Raw genomic sequence first — 24290 nt, forward strand, 5'->3', positions numbered from 1 at the left:
TCAACACGCTCTACAACGCCTAATTTAAAGGCTAAGGTGTAATCTCGTTGTGTGCGCTTACGGCTTGAGTTAATTGATGTTGTCATAAAGAAGTCCTCTTTATGTCAACGTATTTCAGGACGGGACACTTCGGTCTAAAAAAGCACGAAAGAAAAAGGGTTTCTTCGCAAACCATTCATGTACAGCTAAGGCACTCAAAAGCAAGACTACAATTAAACTACCGAGTCCTATTCGTTTTAATACTGTTTTCAAACTTAAGTCTCCATGTCTTATGATCTGACAACTCATCTGTGGGCTACAGCCTGTGTAATCATTAATGTGTAATCACTTATGTGTAATCACTAACTAGAGCAGCAAACGCTCTACTCGGCAGCGATAATATCATCAGCACATTTAAGCAACAATTTAATAACGTAACCAATCATTGCAATATGTCTGTAGGATGTCCCGCCATTTGCGGCTGCCATTTAAGCGAAATTTTTTTGACCACAAAAACTTATTTATCCAAGCATATTAAATGTTGAAATATCCCTATCTAGTTGAATACGTGCAGTTAAAAAATATTTTATTTTCAATATCTTTAAAAAGTCCCCCCTTGGGGAAGCCAGCGATTAAAAATAAAACTATACAAAAGGTCAGAGTGTGTTAATCTGCACTCCGGCCTGTGATTCAGACCTATTTATAAGCAATATTATGTTTTTGAAAACCTTCGCTGCACCCTGTATTTTGTTTGCTGTCATGAAGCTTTCCACTCATAACTTATCATCAATGTAAATAATTCTATTTCTGGCTAAGTTCCCGCATAATTGCGAATTATTTTGTTTGAAAATTTTGGAGACATTCATGTCTAAAACTACTGGTGTAGTTAAATGGTTTAACGAAGAAAAAGGTTTCGGTTTTATTTCTCCTGACAATGGTGGCGCTGACGCATTCGTTCATTTCCGCGCAATCGTTTCAGAAGGCTTTAAAACCCTTGGTGAAGGTCAAAAGGTTTCTTTTGATATCGAACAAGGCCAAAAAGGTCCTCAAGCTGCGAACGTTGTTGTTCTGTAATTAATCCTTATCTCGCAAGGGATAGATTAATCGAATAGCAAATTGCAGACAAAAATGCCGACATCATGTCGGCATTTTTATTGCTATATTTTATCCCTCAGCAGCCGCCGGCCATTATCCATGCACTAATCATTAGCCATGCAAAAGTTTGGCTTCGACTTTTTCAAGCCTTCGGGGTTTACCGACCACCAGCAAAATATCCCCTGCACTAAAAATCCAATCCTGTCCGGGATGCTCCACCTCCGCCCCGCCACGGCGTATTGCCCTTAGTTCAACCCGCAGCAAAGCCCAATCAATATCCGCCACCATTTTACCCACGGCATCTGCGCCGCGGGGCAGCGATACCGCATGCAGCGACTCTAAGGTGAAGTCAGTTTCAGCTCCCGAAAAAAAGCCATGTAAAAATTGATAATGATTACGTCGCTCAGATTCCAAGCGCTTTAATATCCGCGCTAGTGGCACCCCGCACTGATGCAACACTTGGGACACTAACATTAAACTCCCCTCTAAGGATTCGGGGATCACTTGGTTAGCGCCCGCCTTTTGCAGTTGTTCTAAATCGCGATCATCACGGGTTCTGACTAATATTTTCGCATCGGGTGCAAGCAGCTTGCACAGGGGTAATGCCTCTTCTAAGCTACGGGATTCGCAAAAGGTAATCACGATCATCTTTGCCCTCTTGATCCCCACCTGCTTTAGGATTGCTCTTTTACACACATCCCCAAAGTAAATAGGCTCCCCCCCTCGGCGGGCTTCGGAAACCCTTGTAGGGTCAAGATCTAACACAAGATAGGGTACGGCTTCCGTTTTTAAAAATCGGGCTATGGTCTGCCCCACCCTTCCATAGCCAAAAATAACAACTAAATCATGATCATCTGTCACGATAGGAACAACCTCATCCCTATGCTGTGATTGGCGTATCCCCAACATCCATTTTGCAATATCGACACTATGGCGTACCAACCAAGGAGCAATGCTCATCGACAGCACTGCGACCATGACGAGCATGGTACTGATTTCAGTGTCTAAAAGCCGATAATTAACGGCAAGGGCTAATACGACAAAACTAAATTCACCGACCTGGGCCAAACTCATCGCCGTGCTCAGCGCAATGCGAAATGGCTCGCCGATAAGCCGTAGTAGTCCATGAATAATCAATGCCTTACCTAGCACAACTGCCAATAGGATCAGCAATATTTGCCACCAAAAACGCATCACTAACTCAAAGTTCAGCATCATGCCGATAGAAATAAAAAACAGCCCCATGAGCAGATCGCGAAACGGCCTGATATCCGCCTCGAGTTGTCGCCGATATTGACTCTCGCCTAAGAGCATCCCCGCCATAAATGCGCCAAGGGCCATAGATAACCCCAACCACTGGGTAAATGCCCCCGTCACTAAAGCCACCACCAATGTCGATAGGACAAAGAGTTCATTGGAGCGAGAACGCGCAACTTCATCGAAGAGTCGTGGTAATGCCCACTTGCCAAACGCCATCAATAAAAAGAATGCCAAAATCCCTTTAAGCAGGGCAAAAGCTATGCCCGCTAGCATTAAGGGCTCATCATTATTCGCGAGCAAGGGCAGCAAAATAAGCAGAGGAACGACGGCTAAATCTTGAAATAACAACACACTGACAGAAAGCTCTCCGTGGCGACGCCTAAGCCAGCCCTGCTCGTTAAGCAATTTAAGCACTATCGCAGTAGATGACAGGGCAATCGCCGCGCCTATGACTAAGGCTTCAATCCAATGGAGTCCACAGAGTAAGGCCACCAGCATAGTCAGTAAGGTAGTGACCACAACTTGGGCGCTGCCAAGGCCAAATACCGTTCTGCGCATCGCCCAAAGTCGAGGGACTGAAAACTCAAGTCCCAAAGTGAACATAAGCAGCACCACTCCGAGCTCGGCCACTGACTGCATTTGCTGTTGAGTAAACCAGTGGAAACCACTTGGGCCGCTGACCACGCCCGTCAATAAATAGGCCAAAATGGCAGGCAGCCCCATGCGTCTAAGCAGCGCAATAGCAACAATAGCAATCATTAACATGAGTAAAATTTGGATCAAGAAACCGTGTTCCATGGACTCGATAACCCCTGTCAAATTGCTGGCGCGTCAAAAATACCTCAACGAGCTTTAAGCTTAACCGAATGACAAACAAAGACAAATTATATTAACAATGATTGCGGCATGGAAATTGCTGTGCGTAAGTCAAATGACGTACCGCAATTCTTTTTGCTGGAGTAATAATGATGGATTTTGGCCTAGCGACAAGCTTATATCCTGACGAATACCACTATCCCACAGAGGCATATAGCCCCAGCGCAGCGCAACTGGATCTCGTGCAAGTGATCCAGCAGTTGCATACTAGCTTAGATCCGAGGACAGTCTTTGCCTGTTATGGCAAAGTGCTGGGACAATACCTGCCGATCCAAGGGATACGCCTGACCAAGGATGAATATAAGTTGAGTTGGGGAAAACGCTATGGCATTAGCCTTAAACGCCAATTACTGAATGGGGGGATGCAGCTCAATCTCCACTATCAGTTACTCACGCCACTCACGCCTTCGCAAAAGCTCCTGTTGCAAGAAATAGAGCCACTGCTACTTCAGCCTTTGCTCAATGCAATGCAATACCAAGAAATGTCGATGCAAGCCATGTTTGACTCACTGACCGGCCTAGGTAATCGGCATTACTATACCCAAAGCCTTAAAAATGCCATCGCCAGAGCCCATCGAAAACAAGGCTCGGTATCGCTTATCGTGTTGGATTTAGATAATTTCAAACAGCTTAACGATAGGCATGGCCATAAGTGCGGCGACTATATTCTTAAGGAATTTGGCGACATTATTCGCAGCACAATACGCAACACAGATCAGGCGTTTCGCATCGGTGGCGATGAGTTTGTGATCATAGTGCAGGGGAATATTCACGCGGCGGGATTACTGTGCGAGCGCATAGTCACAGCTACAAACCAACACGATAGTTTCGACCAATTTGGCGTCAGCTGCAGTTTAGGCGCGGCGGAATCGGGGGAGGCATTAGAGGCCGAACAGGTCTATGAACTGGCCGATAAAGCCTTGTATCGAGCGAAAGCATCCGGTCGAAATGGTTACCAACTTAACCTAGAACAATTATCTTAATGGCGGGCAGGGATGCTCATTTGCCGTTAGCCATTAGCTATTGAATGTAAACATCGGATTAAAAAATATCACCACTCGCATCAAGCAAACACTATACCCACCCCATCGCCTGCAACACAAAATGCTTTTTCAATCCATAATCCCGGCGCCATCACTAACTGTTCACCGTAAAAAAGAAAGCCTATCTGCCCGCGCAGCCAAGGTGGAACTGCGGATTCCTGAAGTAATTTTTTAAGCTCGCGCCCCTTACTGCGATAGTGGGGATGGCAACGAAATTGCCCCGGTAATGGATATCGAACGCTCACGACTTCATCGGGCAAAGGCAAACGCAGTCGTGGCCCTGAGAAGCTGAGTCTTAATTGCATCGTTTCCCCCTGTGGCAAGGCGATACAAAGCGAGTCAGACTCCGCCTTTATCAAGGGTTTGAGACTGTCACTTGGGATCACAATGTGAGTATTGATGGGCTTTTTAGGGGGAGTAAAGCGCGACACATAAAGCTGATTGGCAAAACGGCGCAGCTCACAATCCCCAATTCGGATCTGTACCTTTGCATCTTCTTTAGCACTCAGTAGCTGATGGATAATTTGGTTGAGTTGTACCAAAGAAGGTAGCGCAAATCCCTGTGATTCAATAAAGCCACGTAATAATAGGGATTGCCAGCGGGGTGTCTGCGCCGCAAACCCTTCAAGATTAAACACAGTTTGTTGACTAAAAGTGGCCTTAGTGAGCCACTGGGGTAAATGCTCACTGACAACCTCATCAACTATGGCTTGCTGCTCGGCGCACAGAAACGCACTGCGGCTCGCGGTAGTGGCAATACTCGGCCAACGGGCCTTCAAACGGGGAATAATCTCAAGGCGTAAAAAGTTGCGGTCGAACTTATCGTCTTGATTACTTTCATCTTCGATATGAGTTAAGCCATGATGGTGAGCAAATTCTTCAATCTGGGTACGGCTCACATCCAATAATGGCCGAATTTGAGTCCCCTTCTCTAGGGGCTGAATTTGCCCCATGGCCGCGAGTCCCTTAGGGCCTTGGCCCCGCTTAAGCGCCAGCAAGAGGGTTTCGAGTTGATCGTCCTCATGGTGCGCCGTCAGCAAATAATCATCGGCCCCGAGGTGTTGTTCAATGGCAAGGTAACGAACTCGCCGCGCCTCGGCCTCAACACTCACCCTAGCGCCGAGTTCCAGCGTCACAGATTCAATAGTGACAGGCAGACCATAGAAGCTCCCTCTGGTAACACAATGCTGCGCCCAAGCATCAGCATTTGGGCTAAGACCATGGTGGACATAAATAAGTTGGTAGCGGAACTCGCTATGCTGTTTAGCATATTCAGCAAGACCAAAGGCAAGGACCTCAGAATCGACTCCGCCACTGTAAGCCAGCACTAACTTACAACCCACTTTGATCTTAAGCGAATCTAAAAAGCCACGGATATGGGCACAGAGATCGGGGACTGACATCGATTATCCTTTGATAATACGTTATAAATCTGGGCCTTAAACCAAAGGCCCATTAATAACTTTAAAACACAATCCGCACTTTGTTAGGGCCGAGTAAGGTTTCAAGGGCAAAGACCAATTCATCGCTAGGATTAACCCGCCAACTGTCGGCTAATCTAAACTGTCCCCTAGCCTGAGTTTGACTGTAATTAATGAGCACTGGCACAGCACCGTTTCGCCATGGGCCCATTGCCTGCTCAATACTGTCTAACATAGCTGGGGTTAACTGCGCTGCATCGAGGTCAACCTCGAGTGCCTTGGCAAAATGGCTACGCGCCTCACCAATATCGATAATATTGCGCGCCGTCATACGGTTACCGCCAGCAAAATCATCGAAGCTCACCTCACCTTCGCAGATCAGGATCCGGTCTTTTTCGAGTAGATGATTAAACTTCTCGAAGGCCTCGGTAAATAGCATCACTTCTAACCGCGCACTCTTATCGTCTAACGTCAGTAAGCCCATTTTAGAGCCGCGCTTAGTCAGCATCACGCGGGTCGCCACCACTAGGCCCGCCGCTTTAACGGTTTTACCCCGTTCAGTGGGATGCACATCCTTCAAACGGCCGGAGGTGTAATGCTTAAGCTCTTTTAAATATTGATTGATCGGATGACCGGTCAAATACAAACCTAAGGTTTCACGCTCGCCTTCGAGCCAAATTTTATCTGGCCATGGGGTGCATTCAACAAATTGTTGCTTGCTGTCTTCTGGCTCACTGTTGAGCAAGCCGAACATATCGTGCTGCCCGATAGCCTGTGCCTTGGCGTGTTGATCGGCCGCGCGCATCGCCTCGGGTAAGGTGGCCATCATAGCGGCGCGGTGTGGCCCGAGCGTATCTAAGGCGCCGGCGCAGATCAGTTTTTCAATCACGCGCTTATTGAGCTTTTTCAAATCGATACGGGCACAAAAATCGAATAGGTCTACAAAGGGACCATCCTTACGCGCCTCTAAAATCGATTCTACCGGGCCTTCTCCCACCCCTTTAATGGCACCGATACCATAAACAATGCGTAACTCATCATCGACAGTAAATTTAAACAGGCCCTTATTCACATCGGGTGGGATCAGGGTGAGCCCCATACGATCGCACTCATCGACTAGGGTAACGATTTTGTCTGTGTTATCCATATCCGCAGACATTACCGCCGCCATAAACTGGGAAGGATAATGGGTTTTTAACCACAGCGTCTGGTAGGAGACCAAGGCATAGGCGGCGGAGTGGGATTTGTTAAAACCGTAACCGGCGAACTTTTCCACTAAGTCGAAGATTTTCATCGACAGATCGCCGTCGACGCCGTTTTTAATCGCCCCCTCTTTAAAGATACTGCGCTGCTTAGCCATCTCCTCGGGTTTTTTCTTACCCATGGCTCGGCGCAGCATGTCGGCGCCGCCTAAGGTATAACCCGACAACACCTGCGCTATCTGCATTACCTGCTCTTGATACAAGATAATGCCATAGGTTGGCGATAACAGTTCTTTTAAGGACTCATGCTGATACTGGGAATCGGGGTATGACACTTCCTCACGGCCGTGCTTACGTTCGATAAAGTTGTCCACCATGCCCGACTGCAAAGGGCCGGGACGGAACAGGGCCACTAGCGCGATCATATCTTCGAAACAGTCGGGTTGCAGGCGCTTGATCAAATCCTTCATACCCCGGGATTCAAGCTGGAATACCGCTGTAGTTTCATAGCGTTGCAATAATCTAAACGAGGCCGGATCGTCAAGCGGAATGGCTTCAATGCGTACTGGCGGTCGGCCATTTTTGACCTCCACCTTGTTGATCATCTCCAGCGCCCAATCGACGATAGTGAGGGTACGTAACCCCAAGAAGTCGAATTTAACTAAACCCGCAGTTTCAACGTCGTTCTTATCGAACTGAGTGACGGGGTTTTTACCCTCAGCATCGCAGTACAAGGGCGAAAAATCGGTGATTTTAGTCGGCGCGATCACCACGCCCCCCGCGTGTTTACCCGCGTTACGGGTCACACCCTCAAGCTTACGACACATGTCGATAAGATCTTTTACATCTTCATCGGCGTCGTAGGATTCCTGCAGCGCAGGCTCGACCTCGAAGGCTTTAGCGAGCGTCATCCCGGGCTCTGGCGGAATGAGTTTGGAAATGCGGTCAACAAAACCATAGGGATGACCTAGCACACGGCCAACGTCGCGGATCACCGCTTTTGCCGCCATAGTACCGAAGGTGATAATTTGCGACACCGCATCACGGCCGTATAGCTCGGCCACATGGTCAATTACCTCATCGCGTCTATCCATGCAGAAGTCGACGTCAAAGTCGGGCATAGAAACCCGCTCTGGGTTGAGGAATCGCTCGAATAGCAGGTCGAATTCCAATGGGTCTAAGTCGGTAATTTTGAGCGCATAGGCCACAAGTGATCCCGCACCCGAACCACGACCGGGTCCGACAGGGATGCCGTTATCTTTACCCCACTGGATAAACTCCATTACGATCAAGAAGTAACCTGGGAACCCCATCTGGTTGATCACTTGCAATTCGATATCTAGGCGCTCATCGTATTCGCCACGTTTCTCGGCGCGTACCTGGGGATCTGGGAATAAAAACTCGAGGCGTTCCTCGAGTCCCTTCTTCGAGCAATCCACGAGGAAGTCTTCGATGGACATATCGCCTGTGGGGAAGTTAGGCAGGAAATACTCGTACAAACGTATGGTCACATTACAGCGCTTAGCGATTTCCACCGTATTGGACAGCGCGGCAGGGATGTCGGCGAATAACTCGCACATTTCATCTTCACTGCGTAAATATTGCTGCTCACTGTACTTTTTAGGGCGGCGGGGATCGGCAAGGGTAAAACCATCGTGGATCGCGACGCGAATTTCATGGGCATCGAAGTCTTCAGGTTTGAGAAACACCACCTGATTGGTCGCGACCACAGGAAGGCCCTTCTCCTGCGCTAGAGCCACCGCCATATGCAGGTAACGTTCCTCATCGGCACGACCCGTACGAATAAGCTCGAGGAAATAACGATCGCTAAAATGAGTTTGATAAAACTCGCATAGGGATTCGACCTGAGTGCCATTGCCCTTAAGCAGCGCCTTACCGAGATCGCCCTCTTTGGCGCCCGATAACAATAAAATCCCTTCGTTATAGGTGACAAGCCACTCTTGGTCTATCACCACTCGCCCCGCCACTTGGCCACGTAAATAGGCTTGGCTGATAATTTGGGTCAGATTTTGATAACCCACATTGTTCATGGCGATGATGGTTAAGGCACATAATTCACCTTCAAACCCAGGTACTTGCATCCAAAAATCGGCACCAATAATAGGTTTAATCCCCGCGCCATGGCAACCACTGTAAAATTTAACTAAACCACAGAAGTTGTTTTGATCGGTTAATGCCACCGCAGCCATGCCTAATGCCTCAACTTGGGCAAGAATAGGCTTAACTTTGGCTACGCCATCGGACATAGAAAAGTCACTGTGGACACGAAGATGCACAAAACGAGGATCGGACATAATTAGGATTATCTTTGGATAGCAGGTTAACAATAACTAAAAAGCAGACTAGCAAAGTCACGCACCTAGGGCTAGTGACTTTGTTGGATAACTGGGACTATGGCGTAAAAATACGCGTTAGCCCTCCAGTAATGCCTTGACGGGTTTAAAACTTTTCCGATATTGATCGAACACACCATGCTGGGCAATGGCTTCAAAATGCGCCTTAGTGGGGTAGCCCTTATGCTTGGCAAAACCGTATTGGGGATAAGCGGCATCGAGCGCGTCCATCTCCCTATCGCGAGTCACTTTGGCGATAATCGACGCCGCACTGATACTGGCAATTAAACCATCCCCTTTAATGATGCTATGGCTGGCAATAGACAGGCCATTGTGGCTAAACGCGGGGCTACGATTACCATCTACTAACACCAGTTTAGGCGCGATGTTAAGCCCAGCTACGGCGCGCTGCATGGCGAGCATAGTGGCGTGTAGAATATTAAGCTCATCGATTTCTGCCGGAGTTGCGTGGCCGATGTGGTAACACAGGGCTTTTTCACAAATCTCATCGAACAGCGCTTCGCGGCGCTTCTCACTGAGCTTTTTCGAATCATTGAGCCCACTGATGGGCTTATTGGGATCTAGCACCACAGCCGCAGTCACAACATCACCGACCAAGGGGCCACGACCCACCTCGTCGACACCGGCAATGAGGTCCTGCGCAAAGGCCTTGATATCGGAGTCGGTTAACAGTTTAAAGACAGCCATTAATTGGTCTCCTTCGAGTCGACGAGCGCAAGCACGGCTTCGGCAGCCTTTTGGCTGGCATCACAACGAAGCATTCTATGGAGCCGCTCAAACTCCGCTTTAAGCGGCGCAAAATCACGGTTGAGCTCAACCGTCACCGCGGCGGCAATCTTCTCTGGGGTGCAATCGTCTTGAATAAGTTCAGGCACCAACTCCTTACCCGCTAAGAGATTTGGCAACGAAAAACGCTCTACCTGCATCATGCCCTTGGCGATACGGTAGGTTAATGGACTCACGCGGTACGCCACGACCATTGGCCGCTTGACCAACATGGCCTCTAAGGTCGCGGTGCCAGATGCGAGCAAAATGCCATCGGCGGCAGCCATCACTTCCCGCGACTGACCTTCGACCATGTGAATTTCAAGATCCGGCGCAAAATCCTTTAAGGCTTGCTCAAATTGTTCACGGCGTTTTTGATTCACCAACGGGGTCACAAAACGAATATCGGGGAAGTTTTCCTTAATCAGCAACGCCGCTTTGACAAAGGGCTCGGCTAATTGTTTTAACTCACCGCCACGGGAGCCCGGCAAAATAGCCAAATATTCGGCATCGGCATCGAGTTCAAGTAACTGGCGCGCCGCCGCTTTATCACTTTCTAACGGAATATCATCCGCTAAGGTATGGCCCACAAAGGTACAAGGCACTTGATGCTTGTCATAAAATGCTTTCTCAAAGGGCAATAAAGACAGCACCATATGGGTGGCCTTAGCGATTTTAAAAATACGCTTGGGGCGCCACGCCCACACGGATGGGCTCACATAATGAACGGTTTTAATACCGCGCGCTTTAAGTTTAAGCTCGAGGCCGATATTAAAATCCGGTGCATCTATACCGATAAAGCAATCGGGCTTCAGTGCAGTGATCTCTTTAATCAAGGATGACCGCACTTTTAATAAGCGAGGTAGACGGGATAAGACCTCAACAATACCCATCACGGCGAGTTCTTCCATCGCAAACAGGGATTCGAAGCCTAAGGCTTCCATACGAGGTCCACCGATACCGACAAAGCGCGCATCGGGATGGGTCTTTTGCAGCGCAGCCATTAAACCTGCACCTAAAATATCGCCCGAGAGTTCTCCGGCAACCATGGCAAACACTAATGGAGTTTTATTGCTCATAAACCAATCACATCTTATGAATTAATGACAGTGGATGAGGTAAAAAACATCATTCCAAGCCCATAAAACAAAAGGGCATAAAATGCCCTTTTGTTTTTTATGCATTCATCGAGTTAGCGAATAATGCCACGGCTCGATGATTTAACAAATTCAAGCAGCAATTTCACTTGTTCATCGTTCTGCGCATCTTCAGCTAAGGCTTCAATCGCTTCTTCTACCGTTAAGCTGCTGCGGTATAAGGTTTTATAGGCACGGCGAACCGCCAATTGGCTTTCCTTAGAAAAACCGCGGCGCTTCATCCCTTCGCTATTTAAACCGCGCGGAATAGACGGTTGACCCGATGCCATCACAAAAGGCGGCACATCTTGCAGCACTAACGAACAACCCGCAGTAAAGGCATGGGCACCGATATGCACAAACTGATGGACGCCTGTCATGCCACCTAAAATGGCCCAATCACCCACATGCACATGGCCAGCGATTGACGCATTGTTCGCTAGAATCACATTATTGCCGACCACACAGTCATGGGCGATATGCACATAGTTCATAAACAGGTTATTCGAGCCGATGCGGGTCTCACTGTTATCTTGAACCGTACCGCGGTGAATAGTCACATGCTCGCGGATAACGTTGTTATCGCCAATAATAAGGCGTGTCGGTTCGCCAGCGTATTTTTTGTCTTGGCATTCTTCACCCACGGAGGCGAATTGGAAAATACGGTTGCCTTTACCAATAACCGTTGGGCCCTTCACCACTACGTGGGAGCTTAACCAACAATCGTCATCAATTTCGACACCCGCACCCACATAACTCCATGGGCCGATAGTGACGTTTTTACCAATTTTTGCATCGGGATGCACAAACGCTAATGTATCTATCACTGATTAATCTCTCTGCGGGCACACATGATTTCAGCGGAACAAACCACTTCACCATCCACTTTGGCCTCACCGTAGAAGACGCCAATCCCGCGGCGCTCTTTAATCATTTTGACATCAAAATGGATTTGATCACCAGGTACAACCACACGTCTAAAACGCGCATTGTCGATACCGGCGAAATAATACAGCACGCCCGGAGGCGGCACGTCGTCGCTCATGGTCTTAAAAGCAAGTAGACCAGTCGCCTGTGCCATCGCTTCTAAAATCAGCACGCCAGGCATCACAGGCTGGATCGGGAAATGCCCCTGAAAGAAGGGCTCATTAATCGTCACGTTTTTAATCGCATGCAGACTCTCACCTGGGGTGAAATCTAAAACGCGATCGATTAATAGGAATGGATATCGATGGGGAAGATACTTAAGGATCTCCGTAATATCCATAGTGTTCATTTGATTAGACACGAACCTAGTTCCTCAAATTGCCTTGGGGCAATTAATCTGGTGTTTTTAAATTTTTTTCAAGCGTCTTAACGCGCTGAAACAGCTCGTCTAATTGACGGAAACGCACTGTATTTTTACGCCAAAGTGTATTGTCCATTGCCACAGTGGCAGAAGAGTATAAACCGGGCTCACGCACTGTACTGGTAATATTGGTACTACCGGAAATATGCACACCATCGGTAATGGACAAATGGCCCGCAATAGCACTATTGCCACCAATAATACAATATTTACCGATAGTGACACTGCCCGCGATGGTGGTACTGCCCGCAATGGCGGTATTCTCACCGATAATATCATTATGGGCAATTTGCACTTGGTTATCGATAATCACGCCACTGTGGATCTCGGTATGGCCTAATGCTCCGCGATCTACCGTTGAATTCGCGCCAATCTCAACCCGATCGCCAATACGCACACCGCCCGTTTGCGGGATTTTAATCCACTGGCCACGCTCATTAGCATAACCAAAGCCATCGGAACCCAATACGGCGCCCGAATGGATAATACAATCTTGACCGAGTTGCACATCATGGTACACAGTCACATTCGCCCACAGACGAGTGTTTGAGCCTATGATCGCATCTTGTCCAATCACAGTGCCTGCACCAATCTGCACATTTTCACCGAGGATAACATTCGCCCCAATAACGGCGTTGGCACCGATAGACACGCCTTCCCCTAGCTGGGCAGAAGAGTCAATTTGTGCCGAAGGATGAATACCCGAGGCCGCCTTAGGCGTGGTATCTAAAAACTGGGCAACACGGGCAAAGCCCACGTACGGATCTTTTACGATTAATGCAGTACCTTGATAGTCCTGCGCATCTTTAGCCGACAATAACACCGCACTCGCTTGAGTTGCCTCAAGCTGAGCACGGTATTTGCTGTTGGCTAAAAAAGAGATTTGACCCGCTTTGGCATGTTCTAGGGTCGCTACGCTGGTTATCACTAACGTATCATCACCTTGGATCACACCGTCCAATAACAGGCTTAACTCTTTTAAAGTCACACTTTTCATCTATTACTTGCCTTTGCTTAAGGCTTCAACCACTTTGCCACTGATGTCAGCATTTGGCTTAACATAAATGACTGCACCACGTTGTAAGACTAAATCGTATTTTTCTTTTTCAGCGATAGTGTTAATGGCTTTTTGCACTTTAACTAACAGTTTATTTTGCTCTTCACCTTGACGACGACGTAGGTCTTCATCCAGTGCTTTGCCCTTTAACTGATATTCAGATTTTAGCGACTCCATTTTACGAACCAGCTCGGTTTTTTGCGTGTCATTCATTAACGCGCCATCACGTTGCTGCTTCTCCATAAGAGAACGCATTTCTTCTTGCATTTTCTGAACATCTGCCATGCGATCACCAAACTCCGCTTTCAGAGATTGGGAGATCTGTTCACGTTGTGGTAACTGTTCAAACACAGCACCCATATCCACTACGGCAATATTCTCAGCTTGTGCTGCTAACGGCGCACCTAATAAAACTAACGTCATCAGGGCACGATTTACCATCTTGTTCAAAATAGACTCCTTGTTACCTTTGTTATATTCAGCAAAACCTGCCGAGTGTATGCCTTTTAAAAAGTTTTGCCAATATTGAACGAGAAGATCTCTGTTTCATCGCCTTCGTATTCTTTTAATGGCCACGCCAAACTAAATACCATAGGTCCCATTGGCGATAGCCACTGCAGACTTAAGCCCCAGGAAGCCCTGATACGGGATGGATCGCTATAATCCTGTAACTTATCAAATTCATCCGCTGGCAGGGTTTGGTAGGCGTTGTAATCAAACTCAGTGTCCCAGACGTTACCCGCATCAACAAAGAAGCTAGTCCGAACCGAATTAGTATAGGCTTCATCTAAGAATGGAGTCGGAACAATCAACTCCATACTGGCCGTTGCAATGGCGTTACCACCAATAGAACGTCCTGAACTGACCTGAATACTATTTGGATCCCCAGGTAAGCTACAACCATCACCCGATGGATCCGGCGCGCAGGGTTCACTGCCACGATAGAGGTAGAATGAACGCGGCCCCACAGAGTTAGACTTAAAGCCACGTAAGGAGCTACTACCACCAGAATAATAGTTTTCCCAGAAAGGTAGGATCTGATCGTTATCGTTAAATTGACCATAACCGTTACCATAACCTAGGCGACCGCGGGCCAGAAGCACAAAGCTATGGCTGCGATTGATTGGCTGATAGAAGTTAGTGTCAAAGTCAGTCTTAAAGTACTGTAAATCCGAGCCAGGTACCGTCATCTTACCGCTTAAACGTTGTGATGAACCGTCTGTTGGGAAGGTGCCTCGGTTCAAGGTACTACGGTACCAACCTAGGTTTAACTCGAAGTTATCGAAGCTCAAGTCTGCATTTGGATCATCGTCACGATAGATGTTGTAGAAACGCAGCGCCTGTTCATAGGCAGAGATTTCAGAAATCGTGTTATGGCGATAACCAATACCACCGTTGAGACGATTGTATTCGTTGATAGGGAAACCTGAGTTAAGCGCCACACCGTAAGAACTGTTTTTATAGCGTTCTAAGTTCGCTTCGTTCGCATCAAACTCGTTCCAATAAACGCTACCACCTAAACTCACCCCATCTTTGGTCCAGTAGGGATCGGTATAGGATAAGTTCACGTTTTTAGAGTATTTGTTGGTGCTTAAGTTGATACCAGCCTGATTTCCCGACCCGAGGAAGTTATTTTGCTGCACACCAAACTGCAGACTTAAGCCTGATTCAGTACCATAACCCACGCCAGCGTTGAATGAGCCCGATGGCTGCTCTTTCACTTTAACGGCCACATCGACTAAATCGTCTGTGCCCGGCACCTGGATAGTCTCAGTATCGACGGTTTCGAAGAAACCAAGGCGGTTAAGGCGAGCTTTCGATTGCTCAATTTGCGCCGAGTTTAACCAAGCCCCTTCCATTTGACGCAGCTCACGGCGCATCACTTCATCTTTAGTAACAGTGTTACCGCTGAAGTTAACCGAACGCACATAAACCCGTTTACCCGGTTTAACGTTGATATTTAAGGTCACTTCCTTAGTCTTATCATCGATTTCAGGGTAGGTTTTAACTTCAGGGTAAGCATAACCGAAACGGCCTAAATACTTGCTGTACATTTCTTCGGTGAAGGTCACATCACCGCCGTTGTACATATCACCCGCTTTGATCGGCAGAATGGATTGCATCAACTCTTCACGGCCCATCAAGTCGCCCGTCAGGTTGATCTCTTTCACTTTATATTTCTCACCTTCATTGACGTTGATGGTGATATATAAACCTTTACGGTCAGGGGTCATCGCCACTTGAGTCGAGGTGACTGCAAAGCGGATATACCCTTTATTGTGATAATAGGTTTTGATGGTCTCGAGATCGGCCTGTAGCTTTTGCTTCTGATAGCGGCGTTCGCCAAACAGATCCCACCAAGCCACATAATCTTTAAGTTCTAGCATGCCGATAAGCTCGGCATCGGTGAACTCTTTATTACCAACCACGTTAATTTGGCGGATTTCAGCCGCTAAACCTTCGGTAAATTTGAATTTTAATTCGACGCGGTTACGGGGCAAGTTAATCACCTGCGCTTCGACTTTGGCACCGTATTTACCCACACCGTAATAAAAGTCCTGCAGACCCTTTTCAATACCGGTAAGCATAGTACGGTCTAAGGATTCACCGACTTTAACGCCAGAGCCGTCCAGACTTTCCTGTAACTGCTCATCTTTAATGTCTTTGTTGCCTTCAAAGGTCACGGCACTGATGGTTGGGCGCTCAGTGACTTTCACCACCAATACACCACCGTCACGACTCACTGAGACATTCTCAAAGTTAGTCGATGCATACAGGCTTTTAATGGCTTGTTGAATTCTTAACTGGTCAACAGTGTCACCTACTTTTACTGGTAAGCTTAACAAGGCAGCACCCAGTGCCACTCGCTGCAAACCTTCAACTTGGATGTCGGTCACTTCAAACGGTTGGAAAGTATCCGCCAACACAGTCCCTGAAAACGACGCACCGACGAATAACATCGAGGCAAAAAGTTTATTCAATCTCATAGAGCACTTCTAATTATTAGTCTGTCCTTGCTCAGAGTCGGGCAAAATCATTGAAAAGCGCAATGCTCATCAACATCAGCAATAGTGCTGCCCCAAATCTGAATCCTATTTCCTGCACCTTTTCAGATACAGGTTTACCAGTTATTACTTCAACAAAGTAATACAGCAGGTGTCCCCCATCGAGCACGGGTAAAGGCAACAAATTGATGATGCCTAAATTCACACTGATGAGCGCGAGGAACCCGAGAAAGTAGACCAAGCCATAGTTTGCACTACTGCCCGCACCCTGTGCGATTGAAATGGGTCCACTCAGGTTTTTCACCGACACGTCGCCGGTAAATAATTTGCCAATCATCTTAAAGCTCACAACAACAAGTTGCCATGTTTTATCGGCTGCGATGCCTAAAGAATCGATTGGTCCATATTCTAGTTGTAAACGCATATTATCGGGCCACTGAGCCTGAGCTGGGCTCACGCCTAATACCCCGATTTCCTGCCCTTCGCTATTTTTAGCGCTCGACGGGGTCACAGAGACAGTAAACTGCTCTCCACCACGACGCACAGTAAGCTCCACAGGCACATTGGCAGAATGTTGAATAATGTCAACAAAAGCCTGCCAATCGGTATAATTTTCGCCATTTATGGCAACTAAAATATCACCGACCTTAAGTTCACTTTTTTCGGCGGCGCTACCTTCGCTAATTAATGCAATCGTGGGCTCAATTGCGGGTCGATAAATACCTAAGCCCAAGGTGGTGATGGGCGACTCTTTTTCAGGGTCGAAACGCCATTGCCGGGTGTCTAAGGTATAAGTCCGCGAACTCGAATCTAAGCCCTGCAGACCATTTAACGGAGCAAGGGAGATAGTTAAATTATCATCACCAATATGCCCAACCAAGGCTAAATTCACTTCCTCCCAGTTACGCACAGCTTGGCCCGATATTGCCGTCACTTGCATAGGCTCATTGACTTGGATTTGCGCCGCTGCGGTTCCTGGGGTCGTCGAGGTGATAACAGGTTTAAGGGATGGCACGCCAATCAAGTACATAAAATACAGGGCGATGATGGCAAAAATAAAATTGGCGATAGGGCCAGCGGCCACAATGGCAATGCGCTGCCATACGGTTTTACGATTGAAAGCCTGATGTTTTAATTCATCGGGCACATCTTCTACCCGTTCGTCGAGCATTTTGACATAGCCGCCGAGCGGGATCATCGCGACCACGTATTCGGTGCCATCTTTGCCCACTTTGCGCCAAATCGCCTTACCAAAACCAATGGAGAAACGCTCGACCTTGACGCCACAGCGGCGCGCAACGTAGAAATGGCCGTACTCATGGGCTGTAATTAACAGTCCTAATGCAACGATAAAAGAACCTAAGTTCCATAAAAAATCTAACATTCCACTCCTTATGTCATCCGTTAACCGGCATTAATCAACTGTGCTTAAGCGATCTTGGCCAAGATTTCCCGCGCATAAACCCGCGTTTGCGTATCTAACGCAATAATATCCTCGATACTCGTCATCGCCCCTTTGGGGATAGCCGCTAAACAAGCTTCGTTGACTTGGGCTATTTGCGTAAAACCAATTCGCCCCTGCAAAAATGCCTCGACCGCCATTTCATTGGCTGCATTTAATACGGTTGTCGCCTCTTGACCTTGGGCACAGGCCTCCATTGCCAAAGCCAAACAGGGGAAACGTTCAAAATCAGGTTCATAAAAGCTTAACTGTCCGACTTTGAAAAAATCTAAAGGTTCAACGCCCGAATGAATTCTTTGTGGATAGGCCATGCAATGGGCTATCGGGGTGCGCATATCCGGGTTGCCCATTTGGGCAATCACACTGCCATCTTTGTACTGCACCATAGAGTGGATCACGCTTTGCGGATGGATAACCACCTTAAGTTGCTCTGCCTGAGTATTAAACAACCAGCGGGCCTCGATAAACTCTAAGCCCTTGTTCATCATGGTCGCCGAATCAACCGAGATCTTCGGCCCCATGGACCAATTCGGATGTTTACAGGCCTGTGCAGGCGTCATGGCGGCAAGACTACTTAAGTCCGAGGTTAAAAAAGGACCACCTGAGCCAGTTAGCAGAATATGGGAAATCCCCGACGCCGCTAAGTCGCAGCGACCTAAATTGGCCTGCACTTCCTGGGGTAAGCATTGGAAAATCGCATTATGCTCGCTATCGACAGGCAATAATGTGGCGCCAGAAGTTTTAGTCGCCTCGATAAACAGCTCGCCCGACATGACTAAGGCTTCTTTATTAGCCAGCAATACCCGCTTACCCGCCCTCACAGCGGCGAGTGTTGGCACTAGGCCTGCGGCGCCGACAATTGCCGCCATCACAGTATCCACCTTGGATGAAGTGACTAAATCGAGCAGTTCATCTTCACCACTGGTGACTTGGATATTGAGCGCGGGAGGCAATAACGCTTTTAATGTCAAAGCAGCAGTCTTATCAACCATATGGGCGATTTGGGGTTGATGCGCCACACAGAGGTCGAGCATCTTATCGACACTCGCATTCGCCACTAGCCCATAAACGCGGTAGGCGGCAGGATTGGCTGAAATCACACTAAGGGTACTGGCACCAATAGAGCCTGTCGCACCCAAAATCACCATATTTTGCATAGCGTTACATCCAGAATGCAATGTAGATTAGGGTAAACACCGGCAAAGCCGCTGTCAGACTGTCGATGCGATCGAGTACACCGCCATGCCCAGGGAGAATCGTTCCCGAATCTTTGATACAAGCGGCGCGTTTAAACATACTCTCGGACAAGTCGCCAAGGGCCGAAATCAGCGCCACAAAAATCGTTACCGCGACCACTAATCCCAGTTCTTGCTCGGGGGAGACATACATGATCCCCGCCACAACCACCATGGTCGTCGCTAATCCACCCACTAAACCCTCAAGGGTTTTAGCCGGGCTAACAGCGGGCATTAATTTCGTTTTACCGATCGCCTTGCCAACGAAGTAAGCGCCTGAATCCGCCGCCCACACAATTAGCATCACCAGTAGCACTAAAGATGCCCCATAGTAAGGCGAAATCTGCGAGCTGATAGACTTAAGGGCGATCAGCGCTACAAAACAAGGCACTAAGGTTAATTGTCCAAACATGGACTTTAGCATAGGATTTTTTTGCCAGAGTTTGGCACTTTTAGGGTAAGTCACCACCAGCAAAAGCGAAATGGCCCACCAAAATGCACCAATCAAGATCACGGCTAAATAGATAGGATGCAACTGCCCCCGAAGCCACACAGCATCAATGGGGACAATTAAATTTATGGCGATTAATAAAATACCTAGGGTGCCAGTAAAGCTCCATTGGGTGACATCGCACTGACTATCGATAATCCGACCCCACTCCTTAGCGGCAATAAGAAAGACGGCGACTAAAGCCCAAGCAAAGTATTCGACTGGGAGTAAAAAGATCGCCCCCAAAACTAATGGAATTAACCAAATTGCTGTTATTATTCGTTGTTTTAGCAAAAAAAATCCCTCATGACGTTTTACAATGCGCGCATCTCATCAATCTGACTTCCCGTCAAACCGAAACGGCGCTGGCGACTGGCAAAAATGGCAATCGCTTCATGAAAAGCCTGTTCATCAAAATCAGGCCAAAGGGTGTCAATAAACACCAACTCTGCATAGGCCGCCTGCCACAGCACAAAATTGCTGATACGACAGTCCCCACCCGTGCGGATCATTAAATCAACTTCACTCTGATTTTGCATGCACAAATGTTCACTTAAGGCTTCTTCGGTGAACTGACTGCTGGTCATTTCGCCAGTTTCGACCTTTTGTGCTAACTTTTGCGCCGCTTGCAGTATGTCCCAACGACCACCGTAATTGGCGGCGACATTTAGGACAAGCCCCGTATTCTCAGCGGTTTTTTCTTGGGCTGCACTAATTTGCTTTTGTAAACGAGCGGAAAAACGACTGATATCACCAATAATGTTGAGCTTAACCTGATTTTTATGCAGCAGCTTTATTTCACGCTGCAGCACAGTAAAAAACAATTCCATCAGCAAGCTGACTTCTTTATCGGGTCTACGCCAATTCTCGCTGGAAAACGCAAATAACGTCAGCGATTGGATCCCTAATTGACTCGCTGTGCTCACCGCACGTCTCACCGCTTTAACACCGGCCTTATGTCCCATGACTCGTGGTTTGCCCTGGGTCTGAGCCCAGCGGCCATTACCGTCCATAATGATGGCAACATGCTTAGGTAATGACTGTTTTACGAGTTCGGGTAATTGTCCAGGCAAGGTCGTTTGAGCATAGTGTTCACACTCGTCCGGCCTAAATTGCGGATCAAATTCCACTGTGGATGACATCTATTACAACCCTTTAAAATAGACAAACGCCGTGTAGTATACCCCTACACGGCGCATCAACTCTAGCTTATCGAGCCTGAGATTAGACTTCCATCAACTCAATTTCTTTGGCCGCTAAAATATCATCGATCTTTTTAATATGAGCATCGGTGAACTTTTGTACTTCTTCTTCGAAGCGGCGAACATCATCTTCAGTGCATTCTTTGGCTTTTTCGAGTTTCTTCACATCAGAAATCGCATCGCGACGTACGTTACGAATCGCCACACGACCACCTTCGGCCTCAGCACGAACCACTTTGATAAAGTCTTTACGACGTTCTTCAGTCAGCGCAGGTAATGGAATACGTAAAGTTGCACCAGCAGACATAGGGTTTAAACCTAAGTCTGAACTCATGATGGCCTTTTCGACCGCTTGAATCGCACTACGATCGAACACAGTCACAGACAGAGTGCGTGAATCTTCAACGCCCACGTTGGCCACTTGGTTCAGCGGCGTCATAGTGCCGTAGTAAGACACTTGGATTGAGTCCAGCAAACTTGGGTGTGCACGGCCGGTACGCACCTTAGCCATTTGGTTTTTAGTCGCTTCTACACACTTGCCCATGCGCTCTTGAGCATCTTTCTTAATATCTGTAATCACGTTAAATGTCCTTCTTGGTCATTAAATAACTTTTTTCGCTCGGATCAATGTGCCTTCTTCTTCACCCATAATCACACGACGTAATGCGCCGGGTTTGTTCATATTGAACACTAGGATAGGCATGTCATGGTCACGCGCCATAGTAAAGGCTGCTAAGTCCATTACTTTTAATTCTTTTTCAAGTATTTCACCGTAAGTTAACTCGTCGTACTTAACGGCGTCAGGGTTTTTCATTGGGTCGTCGGAGTAAACACCGTCAACTTTGGTGCCTTTTAACACGACTTCGGCTTCGATTTCAATGCCACGTAAGCACGCCGCAGAATCAGTCGTACAGAAGGGGTTACCCGTACCCGCGGCAAAAATCACCACACGGCCCGACTTTAATAAGCTTATCGCTTCAGCCCAATTGTAGTCATCGCACACCCCTTTTAATGGGATTGCTGACATTAGACGAGCATTAACATAGGCACGGTGCAAGGCGTCACGCATAGCTAAGCCGTTCATCACCGTTGCCAGCATACCCATGTGATCGCCCACCACACGGTTCATGCCCGCTTTTGCTAAGCCTTCACCGCGAAACAGATTACCACCACCAATGACCACACCCACCTGAATGCCTAACTCTACCAGCTCTTTCACTTCCTGAGCCATGCGATCTAATACTTTGGGATCGATACCGAAGCCTTCGTCGCCCATCAGTGCTTCGCCACTTAATTTTAGAAGAATGCGTCTAAATGTAGGTTTTGGATTGGTGCTCATAATTTTTATCCTGGTCATAACAAGACCGCAGCCATTGCTGCGGTCTTGGGGGTATTTAGCGTTGGCGATTAAGCCTTTTTAGAAGCAGCGATTTGAGCAGCAACTTCAGCTGCGAAATCTTCTTCTTTCTTCTCAATACCTTCACCCACTTCTAAACGAATGAAGTTAGTGACTTTAGCGCCTTTCTCTTTCAAGAATTCGCCAACAGTTTTCTTTGGTTCCATGATGTAAGCTTGGCCAGTCAGAGAGATCTCACCGGTGAACTTCTTCATACGACCCACAACCATTTTCTCTGCGATGTCAGCAGGCTTGCCTTCATTCATAGAGATTTCGATTTGCAGAGCTTGTTCACGAGCCACTACGTCAGCTGGAACGTCTTCTGGATTAACGTATTCTGGCTTAGAAGCGGCAACGTGCATTGCGATGTGCTTCAGAGTTTCGTCATCAGCGTCACCGGTAACGACTACACCGATACGCTCACCGTGACGGTAAGAAGCTAATTTAGCACCGTCGATGTACTCAACGCGACGAACGTTGATGTTTTCACCGATTTTAGCAACTAAAGCAACACGCGCTTCTTCGAACTGTGCTTTTAAGTCTTCTAAAGCAACTTTAGACGCTGCAGCAACGTCTAATACTGAGTTAGCAAAACCTAAGAAGTTAGCATCTTTAGCAACGAAGTCAGTTTGGCAGTTTACTTCCAACAGAACAGCGAAACCTTCGCCGTTTTTGATCAGGATAGTACCGTCAGCAGCGATGTTACCTGCTTTCTTAGCAGCCTTAGCAGCACCAGACTTACGCATGTTGTCAATTGCTAACTCCATGTCGCCGTTGGTTTCTTCTAACGCTTTTTTACAATCCATCATGCCTGCGCCAGTACGCTCACGCAGTTCTTTAACTTGGGCAGCAGAAATTGCCATTGTTAAATCCTCTCTAAAAATTCGACTAATTTGCAGATATAAAACAGGGGCCGTATGGCCCCTGTTAACCAATCAAAAATCTTGGTTAATAAGGGTGATGATAATCATCCCGCCTTATTATTATTCGGCTTCTACGAAACCGTCTTGCTCAGCTTGAACAGCCAGATCTTGACCACGGCCAGCTTTAGCAGCAGCAGCTACAGAAGTAGTGTACAGGCGAATAGCACGCATCGCGTCGTCGTTACCAGGAACGATGTAGTTAACACCATCTGGCGCAGAGTTAGTATCAACAACTGCAACAACAGGGATACCCAGGTTGTTAGCTTCTTTAATTGCGATATGCTCGTGGTCAGCACCGATGACGAATAATACGTCTGGCAGGCCGCCCATGTTCTTAATACCGCCTAAAGATTTTTCCAGCTTTTCAAGCTCACGAGTACGCATCAGCGCTTCTTTCTTGGTCAGCTTGTCGAAAGTACCATCTACTGATTGGCTTTCCAGTTCTTTCAGACGTTTGATTGACTGACGAACGGTTTTCCAGTTAGTCAGCATACCGCCTAACCAGCGGTGATCAACGTAGTACTGGTCACAAGACAGAGCAGCTTCTTTGATCGCTTCGCCAGCAGCACGTTTAGTACCAACGAATAATACTTTACCTTTCTTTGAAGCAACGTTGCTGATGAAAGCCAGTGCTTCATTGAACATTGGCACAGTATGCTCAAGGTTGATGATGTGAACACCGTTGCGAGCACCGAAAATGAATGGCTTCATTTTTGGGTTCCAGTAACGGGTTTGGTGACCAAAGTGGACACCGGCCTGAAGCATATCGCGCATTGAAACTGTAGTCATTTCTATTACCTTAAAATTTAGGGGGTTAGACCTCCACGTATCCCATGTCTTCGACCCCGCAGAGAATAACTGAGGGCACCCCGAAGAATGTGTCGACACGTGTGTGATTTAGTATTTAGACAAATTGCCATGTATAATGGCCGCCATCTTTAGTTTTGCCATCGCCCAAGAGCAGATAAAGCTGAGCTTGGGTAATTCATCAAGACTTAAACATAACGGCGCGCTTTATAC

Annotated in this window: 21 protein-coding genes; 2 read left to right on the forward strand and 19 right to left on the reverse strand. The window is 47.5% G+C overall.

Features of this window, described 5'->3' with window-relative positions; translation table 11 throughout:
* Positions 1 to 86 (reverse strand): valyl-tRNA synthetase (locus MJO46_RS05570; RefSeq protein WP_242325992.1); only part of this gene is annotated, 86 nt, incomplete at its 3' end.
* A gap of 757 nt (positions 87 to 843) precedes the next feature.
* On the opposite strand from MJO46_RS05570, the gene MJO46_RS05575 reads away from it, so the two are divergent.
* Positions 844 to 1053, forward strand: coding sequence for a cold-shock protein (locus tag MJO46_RS05575; RefSeq protein WP_011790010.1), 210 nt, complete (start codon positions 844 to 846; stop codon positions 1051 to 1053).
* 132 nt (positions 1054 to 1185) lie between these two features.
* Here the strand turns inward: MJO46_RS05575 and MJO46_RS05580 are convergent, their stop codons facing one another.
* Positions 1186 to 3132, reverse strand: coding sequence for a monovalent cation:proton antiporter family protein (locus MJO46_RS05580; RefSeq protein ID WP_253988470.1), 1947 nt, complete (start codon positions 3130 to 3132; stop codon positions 1186 to 1188).
* Positions 3133 to 3302: 170 nt separating this feature from the next.
* On the opposite strand from MJO46_RS05580, the gene MJO46_RS05585 reads away from it, so the two are divergent.
* The gene (locus MJO46_RS05585; protein WP_253988604.1) at positions 3303 to 4193 is read left to right on the forward strand and encodes a GGDEF domain-containing protein; all 891 of its coding nucleotides are present in this window, start codon (positions 3303 to 3305) and stop codon (positions 4191 to 4193) included.
* An 80-nt stretch (positions 4194 to 4273) separates the two neighbouring features.
* Here MJO46_RS05585 and tilS read toward each other — a convergent pair whose 3' ends face one another.
* From tilS to rpsB, 17 genes are all read right to left on the reverse strand, one after another.
* A complete protein-coding gene (tilS, locus tag MJO46_RS05590; protein ID WP_253988471.1) occupies positions 4274 to 5656 on the reverse strand; it encodes a tRNA lysidine(34) synthetase TilS in 1383 nt (460 codons plus the stop codon).
* A 61-nt stretch (positions 5657 to 5717) separates the two neighbouring features.
* The gene (gene dnaE, locus MJO46_RS05595; RefSeq protein WP_253988472.1) at positions 5718 to 9191 is read right to left on the reverse strand and encodes a DNA polymerase III subunit alpha; all 3474 of its coding nucleotides are present in this window, start codon (positions 9189 to 9191) and stop codon (positions 5718 to 5720) included.
* 117 nt (positions 9192 to 9308) lie between these two features.
* Complete coding sequence (gene rnhB, locus MJO46_RS05600) at positions 9309 to 9938, reverse strand: ribonuclease HII (protein WP_253988473.1); 630 nt, start codon at positions 9936 to 9938, stop codon at positions 9309 to 9311.
* Positions 9938 to 11095 carry a lipid-A-disaccharide synthase gene (gene lpxB / locus MJO46_RS05605; protein ID WP_253988474.1) on the reverse strand — a complete coding sequence of 386 codons (1158 nt, stop codon included), beginning with the start codon at positions 11093 to 11095 and terminating at the stop codon, positions 9938 to 9940. The genes rnhB and lpxB overlap by 1 nt, the downstream gene beginning before the upstream one ends.
* A gap of 113 nt (positions 11096 to 11208) precedes the next feature.
* Complete coding sequence (lpxA, locus tag MJO46_RS05610; protein ID WP_253988475.1) at positions 11209 to 11979, reverse strand: acyl-ACP--UDP-N-acetylglucosamine O-acyltransferase; 771 nt, start codon at positions 11977 to 11979, stop codon at positions 11209 to 11211.
* Positions 11976 to 12440 carry a 3-hydroxyacyl-ACP dehydratase FabZ gene (fabZ, locus tag MJO46_RS05615; RefSeq protein WP_253988476.1) on the reverse strand — a complete coding sequence of 155 codons (465 nt, stop codon included), beginning with the start codon at positions 12438 to 12440 and terminating at the stop codon, positions 11976 to 11978. The genes lpxA and fabZ overlap by 4 nt, the downstream gene beginning before the upstream one ends.
* 31 nt (positions 12441 to 12471) lie before the next feature.
* Entirely contained in the window at positions 12472 to 13497 is a 1026-nt protein-coding gene (lpxD, locus tag MJO46_RS05620) for a UDP-3-O-(3-hydroxymyristoyl)glucosamine N-acyltransferase (RefSeq protein WP_253988477.1), read from the reverse strand.
* 3 nt (positions 13498 to 13500) lie between these two features.
* Positions 13501 to 13998: an OmpH family outer membrane protein gene (locus tag MJO46_RS05625; protein ID WP_253988605.1), complete on the reverse strand. Its 498-nt coding sequence runs from the start codon at positions 13996 to 13998 to the stop codon at positions 13501 to 13503.
* A gap of 65 nt (positions 13999 to 14063) precedes the next feature.
* Positions 14064 to 16544, reverse strand: a complete 2481-nt coding sequence (gene bamA / locus MJO46_RS05630) for an outer membrane protein assembly factor BamA (RefSeq protein ID WP_253988478.1) — start codon at positions 16542 to 16544, stop codon at positions 14064 to 14066.
* Between the two features lie 31 nt (positions 16545 to 16575).
* Positions 16576 to 17946, reverse strand: coding sequence for a sigma E protease regulator RseP (gene rseP / locus MJO46_RS05635; RefSeq protein WP_253988479.1), 1371 nt, complete (start codon positions 17944 to 17946; stop codon positions 16576 to 16578).
* Positions 17947 to 17990: 44 nt separating this feature from the next.
* Entirely contained in the window at positions 17991 to 19181 is a 1191-nt protein-coding gene (ispC, locus tag MJO46_RS05640; RefSeq protein WP_253988480.1) for a 1-deoxy-D-xylulose-5-phosphate reductoisomerase, read from the reverse strand.
* A 4-nt stretch (positions 19182 to 19185) separates the two neighbouring features.
* A complete protein-coding gene (locus tag MJO46_RS05645; protein ID WP_253988481.1) occupies positions 19186 to 20043 on the reverse strand; it encodes a phosphatidate cytidylyltransferase in 858 nt (285 codons plus the stop codon).
* A 20-nt stretch (positions 20044 to 20063) separates the two neighbouring features.
* On the reverse strand, positions 20064 to 20891 hold the full coding sequence (locus tag MJO46_RS05650; RefSeq protein WP_253988482.1) for an isoprenyl transferase: 828 nt from the start codon (positions 20889 to 20891) through the stop codon (positions 20064 to 20066).
* An 82-nt stretch (positions 20892 to 20973) separates the two neighbouring features.
* On the reverse strand, positions 20974 to 21531 hold the full coding sequence (frr, locus tag MJO46_RS05655; protein WP_253988483.1) for a ribosome recycling factor: 558 nt from the start codon (positions 21529 to 21531) through the stop codon (positions 20974 to 20976).
* A gap of 21 nt (positions 21532 to 21552) precedes the next feature.
* Positions 21553 to 22290 carry a UMP kinase gene (gene pyrH, locus MJO46_RS05660; RefSeq protein WP_198782862.1) on the reverse strand — a complete coding sequence of 246 codons (738 nt, stop codon included), beginning with the start codon at positions 22288 to 22290 and terminating at the stop codon, positions 21553 to 21555.
* A gap of 68 nt (positions 22291 to 22358) precedes the next feature.
* Positions 22359 to 23210 (reverse strand): translation elongation factor Ts, encoded by an 852-nt coding sequence (gene tsf / locus MJO46_RS05665; protein WP_198782861.1) that lies wholly within the window; start codon positions 23208 to 23210, stop codon positions 22359 to 22361.
* Positions 23211 to 23330: 120 nt separating this feature from the next.
* The gene (gene rpsB / locus MJO46_RS05670) at positions 23331 to 24059 is read right to left on the reverse strand and encodes a 30S ribosomal protein S2 (RefSeq protein WP_037458301.1); all 729 of its coding nucleotides are present in this window, start codon (positions 24057 to 24059) and stop codon (positions 23331 to 23333) included.
* Positions 24060 to 24290: the final 231 nt, after the last annotated feature.

It is taken from the genome of Shewanella sp. KJ2020, from assembly GCF_024197625.1.
Lineage (GTDB): Bacteria > Pseudomonadota > Gammaproteobacteria > Enterobacterales > Shewanellaceae > Shewanella.